Genomic DNA, 13,616 nt, shown 5'->3' with positions numbered 1-13,616 from the left:
GCCCCAGCGACTGTGAACGCAGGTGGAATATTCAGTCTTTGAATGACCGGTCACATTCAATCCGCCGAAGGTTTGGGCTGTTCATACCGCGCATTGAACGCCTGGATAAACCCATTGCGCAAAATCGCCAAAAACGCCGAGAACGCGCTGACATTCTGCTGGTGCACGCTGCCACTGAGTTCGACACGGGTAGCAAACTGGTTTTTGTGCTGGTTTTTCAGCACGGTTTCGCTGGCGCCGACCACGGCTTCCCAGATCGAGCGGAAGATGTTCTTGTCTTTGTTTTCCACGTCCTGCTGCCAGTCGAACACTTCGACATCGCGCAGCAGCGGCTTGATATAGCCGGTCAACTGGCCGTTATCCGCCTGGGCTTCGATCACCACATCACCGGTGCCGGCCTTGAAGTCGAACTTGCCATAGGCCGAGGCGAAGTCATTCATGCGCTTGAGCTGCAGGTCCTTGGCGCGGAAGCGGAATTCGAAGTTTTCAAAGTTGCTCAGCGGGTCGAAGGTGGCGCTGGCTTCCAGCGGCGCCTGGCCCTGGAGCAGGGCCTTGCCGTCGAAGCGGGCATCGCGCTTGCCCTTGACGTCGACCACATTGGTCAGGTTATAGAAGCTGGCGTTGACCGACGTTGCATTGAGATTGACCGGTGGTTTGGAGCTGAAGTTGTGGAAGGCAATCTTGCCCTCTTCGATGCGCACTTCATCGAGGGTGATGGGCGCCAGCTTGCTCAACTGCTCGCGCCAGTCAGTGCCTTTACCGGTCTGGGAGGCCTGCTGGTTGGCGCCGCCGTCGACGAAGTTCACCTCAGGGTTGATGAACAGCACCTTGGCCACTACCGCATGGTCGTACCACAACGAGTGCCAGCTCACTGCCAGGTCGATCAGCGGCGCCTTGACGAACGGTACTGGCACCTTGCCGTCGACCTTGATGATCTCCAAACCGTTGATCTTGTAGGCGCCACGCCACAGGGCCAGGTCGACGTCGGTGACGTGGCCGCGATAGTCGCCCATGTCAGCGAGCTTGTCATTCAGGTAGTTGCGCACCAGATAGGGCAGGGCAATGCTCAAGGCGACCAGTACCACCAGTACTCCGGCAACGGTCCATAGTGGCCAGCTGTAGCGACGTTTCATGAGAGGGGTCCTCTTTCCGTATAGGGGATGGACTCTTGCGATGGGCGCAACGTTCCTCCGACTGGACGCTTTGCAGCACGAGGCATACCCTTGTTGCCTTCCTGAATACCGCCAATAGGACCCGTCATGAGCCGCATCTTTGCAGACAACGCGCACTCCATCGGTAATACGCCCCTGGTGCAGATCAACCGGATCGCACCGCGTGGCGTGACCATCCTGGCCAAGATCGAAGGACGTAACCCGGGCTACTCGGTGAAGTGCCGCATTGGCGCCAACATGATCTGGGACGCCGAAAGCACCGGCAAACTCAAGCCGGGCATGACCATCGTCGAACCCACCTCCGGCAACACCGGCATCGGCCTGGCATTTGTCGCCGCTGCCCGTGGCTACAAGTTGCTGCTGACCATGCCGGCATCCATGAGCATCGAGCGTCGCAAGGTACTCAAGGCCCTCGGCGCTGAATTGGTGCTGACCGAGCCGGCCAAGGGCATGAAGGGTGCAATCGAAAAGGCCGGCGAAATCGTCGCCAGCGATCCGGCCACCTACTTTATGCCGGCTCAGTTCGAAAACCCGGCGAATCCGGCGATCCACGAGAAAACCACCGGTCCGGAAATCTGGAATGACACCGATGGCGCCGTGGACGTGCTGGTGGCGGGCGTGGGCACCGGTGGCACCATCACCGGGGTGTCGCGCTATATCAAGAACATCGCGGGCAAGCCGATCCTGTCGGTAGCGGTCGAGCCGATGGTCTCCCCGGTGATCACCCAGGCCCTGGCCGGTGAAGAGATCAAGCCCAGCCCGCACAAGATCCAGGGCATCGGCGCCGGGTTTGTGCCGAAGAACCTCGACCTGTCGATGGTTGACCGTGTGGAGCTGGTGACCGACGACGAATCCAAGGCCATGGCCCTGCGCCTGATGCAGGAGGAGGGGATTCTGTGCGGTATCTCCTGCGGCGCGGCGATGGCCGTGGCCGTGCGCCTGGCCGAGAAGCCGGAAATGCAGGGCAAGACCATCGTGGTGATCCTGCCGGACTCCGGTGAGCGCTACCTGTCGAGCATGCTGTTCAGCGATTTGTTTACCGAGCAGGAAAACCAGGCTTGATGTATGTCAGCGCCAATACCTTAGGCCTTCTGCATACTGGCCCAACTGTTTATCATGGCCGGCTGCTACGTCTGCTGTTGGCCAGGCGCTTATTTCCAGGAGTTGCTGCATGACCTTTTCTTTGGCCGCCAAGCTGTCGGTGCTGGCGTTGTTTATCGGCAGCACGCTGTATGTGCACCTGCGCGGCAAGGCGCGTTTGCCGATGTTGCGCCAGTTCGTCAACCATTCGGCGCTGTTCGCCCCCTATAACGCCCTGATGTATCTGTTTTCGGCCGTGCCGTCCAAGCCGTACCTGGATCGCAGCAAGTTCCCGGAACTGGACGTGCTCAAGGACAACTGGGAAGTGATTCGCGAAGAGGCCATGCACCTGTTCGACGAGGGCTACATCCGCGCCGCCGAAAAGAACAACGACGCCGGTTTTGGCTCGTTTTTCAAGAAGGGCTGGAAGCGTTTCTACCTCAAGTGGTACGACAAACCCCTGCCATCGGCCGAGGCGCTGTGCCCCAGAACCGTGGCCTTGGTGAGCAGCATTCCCAATGTGAAAGGCGCGATGTTCGCGCTGTTGCCGGGCGGCAGCCACCTCAACCCGCACCGCGACCCGTTTGCCGGTTCCCTGCGTTACCACCTGGGCCTGTCCACGCCGAACTCCGACGACTGCCGCATCTTCGTCGACGGCCAGGTCTATGCCTGGCGCGACGGTGAAGACGTGATGTTCGACGAGACCTACGTGCACTGGGTCAAGAACGAAACCGAACAGACCCGCGTGATCCTGTTCTGCGACATCGAGCGACCGCTGAGTAACCGCCTGATGACCCGGGTCAATCGCTGGGTCAGCAAGCAGTTGGGCCGCGCGACTGCGCCGCAGAACCTGGATGACGAGCGCGTGGGCGGGATCAACCAGGCGTATGCCTGGAGCAAGACCTTCAGCGACAAGTTCAGTGGCGTGGTCAAGCAGTGGAAGCGCAAGCATCCGAAGGCTTACCGCATTGCGCGGCCGGTGTTGGCTGTAGTCGTGCTGGTGCTGCTGTGGAAGTGGTTGTTCGGCTGATTTGAAACGTTAAACGTGGTCGAAATGTGGGAGGGGGCTTGCCCCCGATAGCGGTGGATCAGGCAAAAATGCTTAGCCTGACACACTGCCATCGGGGGCAAGCCCCCTCCCACATTTGATCATCTTTGATCTTTAGCTGGCGATCAACTGGCGCAGCACATAGTGCAGGATGCCACCCGACTTGAAGTACTCCACTTCATTCAACGTATCGATCCGGCACAACACTTCAACCTTCTCCGTACTGCCATCCTCCCGCGTAATCACCAGCGTCAGGTTCATGCGCGGCACGATCTCCACATCGCTCAGCCCGAGAATGTCGATTTTCTCCTTGCCGGTCAGCTTGAGCGACTTGCGGTTCTGGTCCAGCTTGAACTGCAATGGCAGCACGCCCATGCCCACCAGGTTGGAGCGGTGGATACGCTCGAAACTCTCGGCGATCACCGCCTTCACCCCCAGCAGGTTGGTGCCCTTGGCCGCCCAGTCGCGGCTGGAGCCGGTGCCGTATTCCTGGCCGGCGATCACCACCAGCGGCGTGCCCGACGCCTGGTATTTCATCGAGGCGTCGTAGATCGGCATTTTCTCGCCGGTTGGGATGTACAGCGTATTGCCGCCTTCCTCACCGCCGAGCATTTCATTGCGGATACGGATGTTGGCAAAGGTGCCGCGCATCATCACTTCATGGTTGCCACGGCGTGAGCCGTAGGAGTTGAAGTCGCGAGGCTCAACGCCTTGTTCGCGCAGGTAACGGCCGGCGGGGCTGTCGGTCTTGATATTGCCGGCGGGGGAGATGTGGTCGGTGGTCACCGAATCGCCCAACAGGGCCAGCACGTTGGCGCCCTTGACGTCTTTGATCACCGGCAGGGGGCCGGCAATATCATCGAAGAACGGCGGATGCTGGATGTAGGTGGAGTCCTTCTGCCACACGTAGGTGGCGGCCTGTGGCACTTCAATCGCTTGCCATTGCGCGTCACCGGCAAACACCTCGGCGTATTCCTTGTGGAACATGCCGGTGCTGACCTGGGCCACGGCGTCGGCGATTTCTTTGCTGCTCGGCCAGATGTCCTTGAGGTACACCGGGTTGCCTTGCTGGTCGTTACCCAGCGGTTCGCTGCTGATATCGATGCGCACGGTGCCGGCCAGGGCATAAGCGACGACCAGTGGTGGCGACGCCAACCAGTTGGTTTTCACCAGTGGGTGCACCCGGCCCTCGAAGTTGCGGTTGCCGGACAGCACCGATGCCACCGCGAGGTCCGCCTTCTGGATGGCTTTTTCAATCGGCTCCGGTAATGGTCCGGAGTTGCCGATGCAGGTGGTGCAGCCATAGCCGACCAGGTCGAAGCCGAGCTTGTCCAGGTACTGGGTCAGGCCGGCGGCCTTGTAGTAGTCGGTGACCACCTTGGAGCCGGGGGCCAGCGAGGTTTTCACCCACGGCTTGCGGGTCAGGCCCTTTTCCACGGCCTTTTTCGCCACCAGCCCGGCGGCCATCATCACGCTGGGGTTGGAGGTGTTGGTGCAGGAGGTGATCGCGGCGATCACCACCGCGCCGTTTTTCAGGCGATAGGTCTGGCCCTCGTATTCGTAGTCGGCTTCTCCCACCAGGTCGGCATTACCCACGGCCACGCCGCCGCCGCCTTCGCTTTCCAGGCGACCTTCTTCCTTGGTAGTGGGTTTGAATTGCAGGTCGAGGAAGTCGCTGAAGGCCTGGCCCACATTCGGCAGGGCTACGCGGTCCTGTGGGCGCTTCGGCCCGGCCAGGCTGGCTTCGACGCTGCCCATGTCGAGGGCCAGGCTGTCGGTGAATACCGGTTCCTGGCCGGCGTTGCGCCACAGGCCCTGGGCTTTGGTGTACGCCTCGACCAACTTCACGGTTTCTGTCGGGCGCCCGGACAGGCGCAGGTAGTCCAGTGTCACCTCATCCACCGGGAAAAAGCCGCAGGTGGCGCCGTATTCCGGGGCCATGTTGGCGATGGTGGCGCGGTCGGCCAACGGCAGGTCGGCCAGGCCGTCGCCGTAGAACTCGACGAACTTGCCCACCACGCCCTTTTTGCGCAGCATCTGGGTCACGGTCAGCACCAGGTCGGTGGCGGTGATGCCTTCCTTCAATTTGCCGGTGAGCTTGAAGCCGATCACTTCCGGGATCAGCATCGACACCGGTTGGCCGAGCATCGCCGCTTCCGCCTCGATCCCGCCCACGCCCCAGCCGAGTACGCCAAGGCCGTTGATCATGGTGGTGTGGGAGTCGGTGCCGACCAGGGTGTCCGGGAAGGCATAGGTGCGGCCGTCTTCGTCTTTGGTCCACACCGTGCGGCCCAGGTATTCGAGGTTGACCTGGTGGCAGATGCCGGTGCCCGGCGGCACCACGCTGAAGTTGTCGAAGGCGCTCTGGCCCCAGCGCAGGAAGGCGTAGCGTTCGCCGTTGCGCTGCATCTCGATGTCGACGTTCTGCTCAAAGGCACTGGTGCTGCCGAACTTGTCGACCATCACCGAGTGGTCGATCACCAGGTCCACCGGGGACAGCGGGTTGATGCGCTGCGGGTCGCCCCCGGCCTTGGCCACGGCGGCGCGCATGGCGGCCAGGTCGACCACGGCGGGTACGCCGGTGAAGTCTTGCATCAATACCCGGGCCGGGCGGTACTGGATCTCGCGGTCGGACTGGCGTTCCTTGAGCCACGCGGCAATGGCCTTGAGGTCGGCGCCGGTGACGGTCTTGTCGTCTTCCCAGCGCAGCAGGTTTTCCAGCAGCACCTTGAGCGACATCGGCAGCTTGTCGAGGTCACCCAGGCTCTTGGCGGCCTCCGGCAAACTGAAGTAGTGATAGGTCTTGTTGTCGATTTGCAGTGTTTTAAGGGTTCTCAGGCTATCAAGCGATGACATGACACAACTCCTTATGGTCCGCACGGCTACGGACCCGACGGGACGAACAGAGCTATCAACTTAGCCCTGTTTTCATTAGCAGGCTAATAACTGGACTCTATCGTTAAGTCCAAGGTTCCGAACTCCGTTATCATGCGCGGGTTTTCATGACAGGTATTGCGATAGCGCAAGCCAGTTGCCAGGAGATTCAATGAACACCCTTTTTATGCACTGCCGCCCGGGTTTTGAAGGCGAAGTCTGTTCCGAGATCGCGGAACACGCCGCGCGCCTGAACGTTTCCGGCTACGCCAAGGCCAAGACCGGCAGCGCCTGCGCCGAATTCGTCTGCACCGAAGAAGACGGCGCCCAGCGCTTGATGCACGGCCAGCGCTTTGCCGAGCTGATCTTCCCCAGGCAGTGGGCGCGCGGGGTATTCATCGACCTGCCGGAAACCGACCGCATCAGCGTGATCCTCGCCCACCTGCGCGACTTCCCGGTGTGCGGCAGCCTGTGGCTGGAGATGGTCGATACCAACGACGGCAAGGAGCTGTCGAACTTCTGCAAGAAATTCGAAGTGCACTTGCGCAAGGCGTTGCTCAACGCTGGCAAGCTGGTGGACGACCCGAGCAAACCGCGCCTGCTACTGACCTTCAAGAGCGGCCGCGAAGTGTTCATGGGCCTGGCCGAGTCGAATAACTCGGCGATGTGGCCGATGGGCATCCCGCGCCTCAAGTTCCCCCGCGAGGCGCCCAGCCGCTCGACCCTGAAGCTGGAAGAGGCCTGGCACCACTTCATCCCCCGCGACCAGTGGGACGAGCGCCTGCACGGCGACATGACCGGTGTCGACCTCGGCGCGGCGCCAGGCGGCTGGACCTGGCAACTGGTCAACCGCGGCATGCTGGTGACCGCCATCGACAACGGCCCCATGGCCGAAAGCCTGATGGACACCGGCCTGGTCCAGCACCTGATGGCCGACGGCTTCACCTTCGTGCCCAAACAGCCGGTGGACTGGATGGTCTGCGACATCGTCGAGAAGCCGGCGCGTAACGCCGCGCTGCTGGAAACCTGGATCGGCGAAGGGCATTGCCGCGAGGCGGTGGTCAACCTGAAGTTGCCGATGAAGCAGCGCTACGCCGAAGTGAAGCGTTTGCTGGAGCGCATCGAGGACGGCTTCAAGGCGCGTGGCATTCGCGTGGAGATCGGCTGCAAGCAGCTGTACCACGACCGTGAGGAAGTGACCTGCCATTTGCGTCGATTGGAAACAGCGAAGAAACCCAAGGCTCGCTGAACAGTTGAAATCACCACAGGACCCCTGTGGGAGCGGGCTTGCCCGCGAAAGCGGTATAACAGTCAAAACTAATGTTGAATGTGCCCGTGTCTTCGCGGGCAAGCCCGCTCCCACCTTTGGAGCGGCATCCGTTTCAGGAGTGATGTATGAACCTCGATTTGCCCGTCGATGCCACCCTCGACGCCACCGGCCTCAACTGCCCGGAGCCGGTGATGATGCTGCACCAGCATATCCGCGACCTGCCGCCCGGCGGCCTGCTCAAGGTGATCGCGACCGACCCGTCCACGCGTCGCGATATCCCCAAGTTCTGCGTGTTCCTGGACCACGAACTGGTGGATCAGCAGGAACAGGCGGGTACGTACCTGTACTGGATCCGTAAGAAGTCTGCTTAACCCTGCGCTTTTTCTGCGCGGATGCGCCGGCGTGCACTGCGCGCCAGGCGCACCAGCAGCATCCCCGCCGCGCAGCTCAGGCCCACGATCAGCCCCTGCCACAAGCCGCTCGGGCCACTCGGTTCGCCGAGCCAGTCGGTCAGGCCCAGGGCATAACCCACCGGCAGGCCCACCCCCCAGTAGGCGAACAAGGTCAGCACCATGGTGACACGGGTGTCCTGGTAGCCACGCAAGGCACCGGCAGCAGTGACCTGGATCGAATCACTGAATTGGAACAGCGCTGAAAACACGATCAGCGTGGAGGCCAGGTGGATGACGATCGGGTCCGGGGTGTAGATCGCGGCAATCTGTTCGCGAAGCAGCAACATCAGGCTGCAGGACAGGCAGGCGTAGGCCAGCGCCGTGCCCATGCCGACCCCTGCGGCAAAACGCGCTTCACGCGGTTCCCCACGGCCCAGGGCCTGGCCGACACGCACTGTCACGGCCATGCTCAGGGAGTAGGGAATCATGAACACCAGCGAGCTGACGTTCAGCGCGATCTGATGGCCCGAGACCACCGTGGCGCCGAGGCTGCCGATCAGCAGGGCGATGACCGCAAAAATGCTCGATTCGGCAAAGATCGCGATGCCAATCGGCAAGCCAATCCCAAGCACGCGCTTGATCACCGCCCACTGCGGCCAGTCGAAACGCTTGAACAGTTCGCTGCTCTGGTAGGCCGGTCCCCAGCGGGTCCATCCGGCCAGGCCGAGCATCATCACCCACATCGCAATGGCCGTGGCCCAGCCGCAGCCCACGCCGCCCATGGCCGGTACGCCCAGGTGGCCGTAGATGAAGATGTAGTTCAGTGGAATGTTCAGCGCCAAACCACACAGGCCCATGACCATGCTGGGCCGGGTGCGGCCCAGGCCATCACTGAAGCAGCGCAATACGTAGTAGAACGCGATGGCCGGCATGCCCGCGGCGATGCCGTGCAGGTAGCCCATGGACGGTTTGATCAGGTCGGGTTCGACTTTCATGGCATGCAGGATGGGCTCGGCGCAGAGCAGCAACAGCGCTGCCGTGATACCCACCACCAGCGCCAGCCACAGTGATTGGCGCACCAGCGGGCCGATCTCGCTGAACTGCCCGGCACCGTAGCGCTGGGCGACTTTGGGCGTGGTGGCCAGCAGTGTGCCGGTCATCAAGAGGTACACCGGAATCCAGATCGAGTTGCCCAGGCCCACCGCCGCCAGGTCTTGGGGGCTGACGCGTCCGGCCATCACTGCATCGACAAAGCTCATCGCCGTGGTGGCCAGTTGGCCGATCATGATCGGCAGGGCGAGCGTCAGCAGGCCGCGCACTTCCCGGCGGATGCGGGCGGGGCGGGTAAGGGGGGCGGCGGCAGTGTTCACGTGCAGGTGTCCAGTCGAAGCAAGCGCAGGACGGCGGATTCTACGCGCTGACGCATCGGTCAGGAAAAAACCTGTGTTAGCGATTTGTAAGCGAGGGCTGCGATCCCTGTACACTGCGGGTCCGCCTAAGGAGCCTGCCATGCTGATTGTTGCCGACGAAAATATTCCGCTGCTCGATGCCTTCTTCCAGGGTTTCGGCGAGATTCGCCGTGTGCCTGGCCGTTCCATCGACCGTGCGACGGTCGAGCAGGCCGACGTGTTGTTGGTGCGCTCGGTGACCAACGTCAACCGTGCCTTGCTCGATGGCACCAACGTGCGCTTTGTCGGCACTTGCACCATCGGCACCGATCATCTGGACCTCGACTACTTCCAGCAGGCCGGCATCCAATGGTCCAGCGCCCCCGGCTGTAACGCCCGCGGTGTGGTGGACTATGTGCTGGGCAGCCTGCAGACCCTGGCCGAGATCGAGGGCGCTGACCTCAACCAGCGCACCTATGGCGTAGTGGGTGCCGGTGAAGTCGGCGGGCGACTGGTCAAGGTACTCAAGGCCCTGGGCTGGAACGTGCTGGTCTGCGACCCGCCCCGGCAAATCGCCGAAGACGGCGATTACGTCAGCCTGGCGCAGATCATCGAGCAATGCGACGTGATCAGCCTGCACACCCCGCTGACCAAGTCCGGCAACGGCTCCACCTGGCACCTGTTCGACCGCCAGCGTCTTGAGCAGCTCAAGCCTGGCACCTGGCTGATCAACGCCAGCCGTGGCCCGGTGGTCGACAATGCCGCCCTGCGCGAAGTGCTGCTGGACCGCGAAGACCTGCAAGCGGTGCTGGATGTGTGGGAGGGCGAGCCGCAGGTGGACGTCGACCTGGCTGACCTGTGTGTATTGGCCACGCCGCATATCGCCGGCTACAGCCTGGACGGCAAGCAGCGCGGCACGGCGCAGATCTATCAGGCGTTCTGCGCGCACCTGGGCCAGGAACCGAGCATTCACTTGAGTGACCTGCTGCCGCCACCGTGGTTGGCCGAGGTGCAGTTGAATGCTTCCACCGACCCCGCGTGGGCACTGGCGGCCCTGTGCCGCAGCGTGTACGACCCACGCCGGGATGATGCGGATTTCCGCCGCAGCCTCGTAGGAACGGTGGACGAGCAGCGCAAGGCGTTTGACCTGCTGCGCAAGCACTACCCCGAGCGCCGCGAGATCGATGGTTTGAAGGTGCGCATCCAGGGTGAGTCGGCGGTGTTGTCCAGCATCGTGTCCGCGTTGGGCGCAGTAGCGGTTTAGATACCCGATAAAAAACCCGGCCACCAGGGCCGGGTTTGAACGAGCGTGGGCGCTTCAGCCTTGCTGTGCAGGCTTGACCAGTCGCTGTTCCAGTTCGCTGCACGCTTGCTGGATCATCTTTTCGGTGATCTGCACTTCGCGGCCCTGGGCATCGATGTACGAGCAAGGCAACTGCTGCTGCTGGCGGATCACTTCAATCTTGGCATCGCTGCTGTTCTGCAAGGTCATGGCCTGTCTCCTCATCAGGTTGTGTACCTATTCTAAAACCCGCGCGTGACCAGGCTGTTACAACTCCCTGCCAGGTCAGCGGTTCGAACACCCAGTCCACCAGAAACCGATACATATTTCCAGCCGGGGGTTAGACCGATAGCCTCTAGGGATCAGCATCGGCGGGCATAATTAACCTGACTCATTGCTATTCGCCCAAGTTCCCCCCATGTAGGTATACAGACTCCTTATCGGTGATGCCCTCCATGTTCTCAGTCCGCCAACGCCGTGCCATTCGCCTGGCCAGTCGCTTCATCGCGCCCTACCGCTGGCAGGCGCTTGGCGCCCTGTTGGCGCTGATCGTCACGGCTGGCATCACCTTGTCCATGGGGCAGGGCATCCGCCTGCTGGTGGACCAGGGGTTCATGACGCAGTCACCGCACCTGCTCAATCAGTCCATCGGGCTGTTCATGATCCTGGTGCTGGGCCTGGCGGTCGGCACCTTTGCGCGGTTCTACCTGGTGTCGTGGATCGGCGAACGGGTGGTCGCGGATATTCGCCGGCAGGTGTTCAACCACCTGATCTACCTGCATCCGGGCTTCTATGAGAACAACCGCAGTTCGGAAATCCAGTCGCGGCTGACCACTGATACCACGCTGCTGCAATCGGTGATCGGTTCCTCGCTGTCGTTGTTCCTGCGCAATGCCTTGATGGTCATCGGCGGTATCGTGCTGCTGTTTGTCACCAATCCCAAGCTCACCAGCATCGTGGTGGTGGCGCTGCCGCTGGTGCTGGCGCCGATCCTGATCTTCGGCCGCCGGGTGCGCAGTCTGTCGCGTCAGAGCCAGGACCGCATCGCCGATGTGGGCAGCTATGTGTCCGAGACCCTCGGCCAGATCAAGACCGTGCAGGCGTACAACCACCAGGTGCAGGACGAACAGCGCTTCGCCGTGACCGTGGAAGACGCCTTCACCACCGCGCGCAAGCGCATCACCCAGCGGGCCTGGCTGATTACCCTGGTGATCATGCTGGTACTCGGTGCCGTGGGCGTGATGTTGTGGGTCGGCGGCATGGACGTGATCAGCGGGCGCATTTCCGGCGGTGAACTGGCGGCGTTTGTGTTCTACAGCCTGATCGTCGGCAGTGCGGTCGGCACCCTCAGCGAGGTGCTCGGCGAGCTGCAACGTGCCGCCGGTGCCGCCGAGCGCATTGGCGAGTTGCTGCAGTCGAGCAACGACATCCAGGCGCCGGTCGCCGGTACTGTCCGACTGCCGGCCCGGGTCAGCGGGCGCATGGAACTGCAGGACCTGCGCTTTTCCTACCCTTCACGGCCGGACAGCTACGCCATCGACGGCCTGAACCTGACCATCAATCCTGGTGAAACCCTGGCGTTGGTCGGCCCATCCGGTGCGGGCAAATCGACGATCTTCGACCTGCTGTTGCGCTTCTACGACCCCCAGCAAGGCCGCATCCTGATTGAAGGCCACCCGCTGACCGAACTCGACCCCATGGACCTGCGCCGCCACTTCGCCCTGGTGTCCCAGAGCCCGGCGCTGTTCTTTGGCAGCGTCGAAGAGAACATCCGCTACGGCCACCCGACGGCCACCCAGGAACAGGTCGAAGCGGCGGCGCGCATTGCCCACGCCCACGATTTCATCCTGCAAATGCCCGACGGCTACCAGACCCACCTGGGCGACGGCGGCATGGGCCTCTCCGGCGGTCAACGCCAGCGCCTGGCCATCGCCCGCGCCTTGCTGGTGGACGCACCGATCCTGCTGCTGGACGAAGCCACCAGCGCCCTCGATGCCCAGAGTGAACACCTGATCCAGCAAGCGCTGCCGCAACTGATGCAAGGGCGCACCACCCTCGTGATCGCCCATCGACTGGCCACGGTGAAGAACGCCGACCGCATTGCCGTGATGGACCAGGGCAAGCTGGTGGCAGTGGGGACGCATCAGCAGTTGATTGCGAGCAATGCGTTGTATGCAAGGTTGGCGGCGTTGCAGTTCAATGATGGGGTGGAAATTGATTGAAGCTGCGCAATGCGGCGCCCTTGAGGCATCATGTGTTTTTTCGTGATTGAGCTGGATGAGGACATGAGCCGTTATCAACCTCCGTTGACCCTGACTACAAAGATGCTCACCCTGGTAGCCGATATCAGTGAGCAGATAGGTCAACTTTCAGTCGGTGATGATAATCGCCAAACGCCTCAGCTCAGGCGTGGCAATCGCATTCGCACCATCCAGGCCTCATTGGCTATCGAGAACAATACTCTCAGCGTCGAGCAAGTGACTGCCGTTCTGGAAGGTAAACGAGTGTTGGGCCTGCCTCGGGAAATCCAGGAAGTGCGTAATGCATTTGCCACTTACGAGGCTATGACGCAGTGGAGTCCGAGCGATCGAGTTGACTTTCTCAAGGCGCATGAATTGCTGATGTTTGGATTGATCGATGATGCGGGTCGATTCCGGCAGTCAGGAGTCGGCATCTATCGTGGTGAGCAATTGGTTCATATGGCACCGCCCGCCAGCCGTGTCACACATCTTGTGGACGATTTGCTGCAATGGCTGGCTGTTTCCAATTGGCACCCGTTGATCGCCAGTTGCGTATTTCATTATGAATTCGAGTTTATCCATCCATTTGCCGACGGAAATGGGCGGATGGGACGACTCTGGCAAACGTTGATTCTTAGCCAGTGGCGTCCTGTATTGGCTTACCTGCCGGTGGAAGCTGTGATTCGGGAACAACAGGATGCTTACTACGCCGCGCTGTCGGCAGCCGACCAGCAAGCGGAAGCGACCCCGTTCGTTGAGTTCATGCTGCAGGCGTTGAACCTGGCTTTAGCCGAAGCTGTGCAAAGTGAACGTCCTGGCGCCCCATAAAAAATGCCCGCATCTCTCAATGCGGGCATTTCTATCGAAACT

General features: G+C 61.6%; 10 protein-coding genes and 1 pseudogene. 7 read left to right on the top strand and 4 right to left on the bottom strand.

Annotation, left to right across the window (positions count from 1 at the left end; all coding sequences use genetic code 11):
- Positions 1-56: 56 nt before the first annotated feature.
- The gene (locus BM110_RS00920; RefSeq protein ID WP_093126164.1) at positions 57-1,133 is read right to left on the bottom strand and encodes a DUF748 domain-containing protein; all 1,077 of its coding nucleotides are present in this window, start codon (positions 1,131-1,133) and stop codon (positions 57-59) included.
- A 126-nt stretch (positions 1,134-1,259) separates the two neighbouring features.
- Between BM110_RS00920 and cysK the strand changes: the two genes are divergently transcribed.
- Both cysK and BM110_RS00910 read left to right on the top strand, forming a co-directional pair.
- Positions 1,260-2,234, top strand: coding sequence for a cysteine synthase A (gene cysK / locus BM110_RS00915; RefSeq protein WP_071488996.1), 975 nt, complete (start codon positions 1,260-1,262; stop codon positions 2,232-2,234).
- A gap of 109 nt (positions 2,235-2,343) precedes the next feature.
- Positions 2,344-3,282, top strand: coding sequence for an aspartyl/asparaginyl beta-hydroxylase domain-containing protein (locus BM110_RS00910; RefSeq protein WP_071488997.1), 939 nt, complete (start codon positions 2,344-2,346; stop codon positions 3,280-3,282).
- A gap of 132 nt (positions 3,283-3,414) precedes the next feature.
- On the opposite strand, the gene acnA is transcribed toward BM110_RS00910, so the two are convergent.
- Positions 3,415-6,156: an aconitate hydratase AcnA gene (gene acnA / locus BM110_RS00905; RefSeq protein ID WP_093512012.1), complete on the bottom strand. Its 2,742-nt coding sequence runs from the start codon at positions 6,154-6,156 to the stop codon at positions 3,415-3,417.
- Positions 6,157-6,346: 190 nt separating this feature from the next.
- Here acnA and rlmM point away from each other — a divergent pair, with 190 nt between their 5' ends.
- On the top strand, positions 6,347-7,423 hold the full coding sequence (gene rlmM / locus BM110_RS00900) for a 23S rRNA (cytidine(2498)-2'-O)-methyltransferase RlmM (protein ID WP_071488999.1): 1,077 nt from the start codon (positions 6,347-6,349) through the stop codon (positions 7,421-7,423).
- Positions 7,424-7,569: 146 nt separating this feature from the next.
- Positions 7,570-7,815 (top strand): sulfurtransferase TusA, encoded by a 246-nt coding sequence (tusA, locus tag BM110_RS00895; RefSeq protein WP_058425075.1) that lies wholly within the window; start codon positions 7,570-7,572, stop codon positions 7,813-7,815.
- On the opposite strand, the gene BM110_RS00890 is transcribed toward tusA, so the two are convergent.
- Complete coding sequence (locus BM110_RS00890; protein ID WP_093512010.1) at positions 7,812-9,206, bottom strand: MATE family efflux transporter; 1,395 nt, start codon at positions 9,204-9,206, stop codon at positions 7,812-7,814. The two genes, tusA and BM110_RS00890, sit on opposite strands and share 4 nt — an antisense overlap.
- 139 nt (positions 9,207-9,345) lie before the next feature.
- Here BM110_RS00890 and pdxB point away from each other — a divergent pair, with 139 nt between their 5' ends.
- Complete coding sequence (pdxB, locus tag BM110_RS00885; RefSeq protein ID WP_093512008.1) at positions 9,346-10,488, top strand: 4-phosphoerythronate dehydrogenase PdxB; 1,143 nt, start codon at positions 9,346-9,348, stop codon at positions 10,486-10,488.
- 54 nt (positions 10,489-10,542) lie between these two features.
- On the opposite strand, the gene BM110_RS29515 is transcribed toward pdxB, so the two are convergent.
- Positions 10,543-10,716, bottom strand: coding sequence for a PA1571 family protein (locus BM110_RS29515; RefSeq protein ID WP_170856100.1), 174 nt, complete (start codon positions 10,714-10,716; stop codon positions 10,543-10,545).
- Between the two features lie 236 nt (positions 10,717-10,952).
- Between BM110_RS29515 and BM110_RS00880 the strand changes: the two genes are divergently transcribed.
- Together BM110_RS00880 and BM110_RS00875 are read left to right on the top strand one after the other, a co-directional pair.
- A complete protein-coding gene (locus BM110_RS00880) occupies positions 10,953-12,728 on the top strand; it encodes an ABC transporter transmembrane domain-containing protein (protein ID WP_175486702.1) in 1,776 nt (591 codons plus the stop codon).
- Positions 12,729-12,791: 63 nt separating this feature from the next.
- Positions 12,792-13,556: pseudogene (locus BM110_RS00875) on the top strand (Fic family protein); the annotation flags it as partial.
- Positions 13,557-13,616: the final 60 nt, after the last annotated feature.

This window comes from Pseudomonas sp. NFPP28, assembly GCF_900115535.1.
Lineage (GTDB): Bacteria > Pseudomonadota > Gammaproteobacteria > Pseudomonadales > Pseudomonadaceae > Aquipseudomonas > Aquipseudomonas extremorientalis.
Note: the sequence above shows the minus strand (reverse complement) of the source record. Positions and strands in the feature narration are given on the sequence as shown.

Bases quoted from the DNA above. Each gene is read 5' to 3' on its own strand.
- BM110_RS00920 (WP_093126164.1), bottom strand. From the start codon at position 1,133: ATGAAACGTCGCTACAGCTGGCCACTATGGACCGTTGCCGGAGTACTG.
- cysK (WP_071488996.1), top strand. From the start codon at position 1,260: ATGAGCCGCATCTTTGCAGACAACGCGCACTCCATCGGTAATACGCCC.
- BM110_RS00910 (WP_071488997.1), top strand. From the start codon at position 2,344: ATGACCTTTTCTTTGGCCGCCAAGCTGTCGGTGCTGGCGTTGTTTATC.
- acnA (WP_093512012.1), bottom strand. From the start codon at position 6,156: ATGTCATCGCTTGATAGCCTGAGAACCCTTAAAACACTGCAAATCGAC.
- rlmM (WP_071488999.1), top strand. From the start codon at position 6,347: ATGAACACCCTTTTTATGCACTGCCGCCCGGGTTTTGAAGGCGAAGTC.
- tusA (WP_058425075.1), top strand. From the start codon at position 7,570: ATGAACCTCGATTTGCCCGTCGATGCCACCCTCGACGCCACCGGCCTC.
- pdxB (WP_093512008.1), top strand. From the start codon at position 9,346: ATGCTGATTGTTGCCGACGAAAATATTCCGCTGCTCGATGCCTTCTTC.
- BM110_RS29515 (WP_170856100.1), bottom strand. From the start codon at position 10,716: ATGACCTTGCAGAACAGCAGCGATGCCAAGATTGAAGTGATCCGCCAG.
- BM110_RS00880 (WP_175486702.1), top strand. From the start codon at position 10,953: ATGCCCTCCATGTTCTCAGTCCGCCAACGCCGTGCCATTCGCCTGGCC.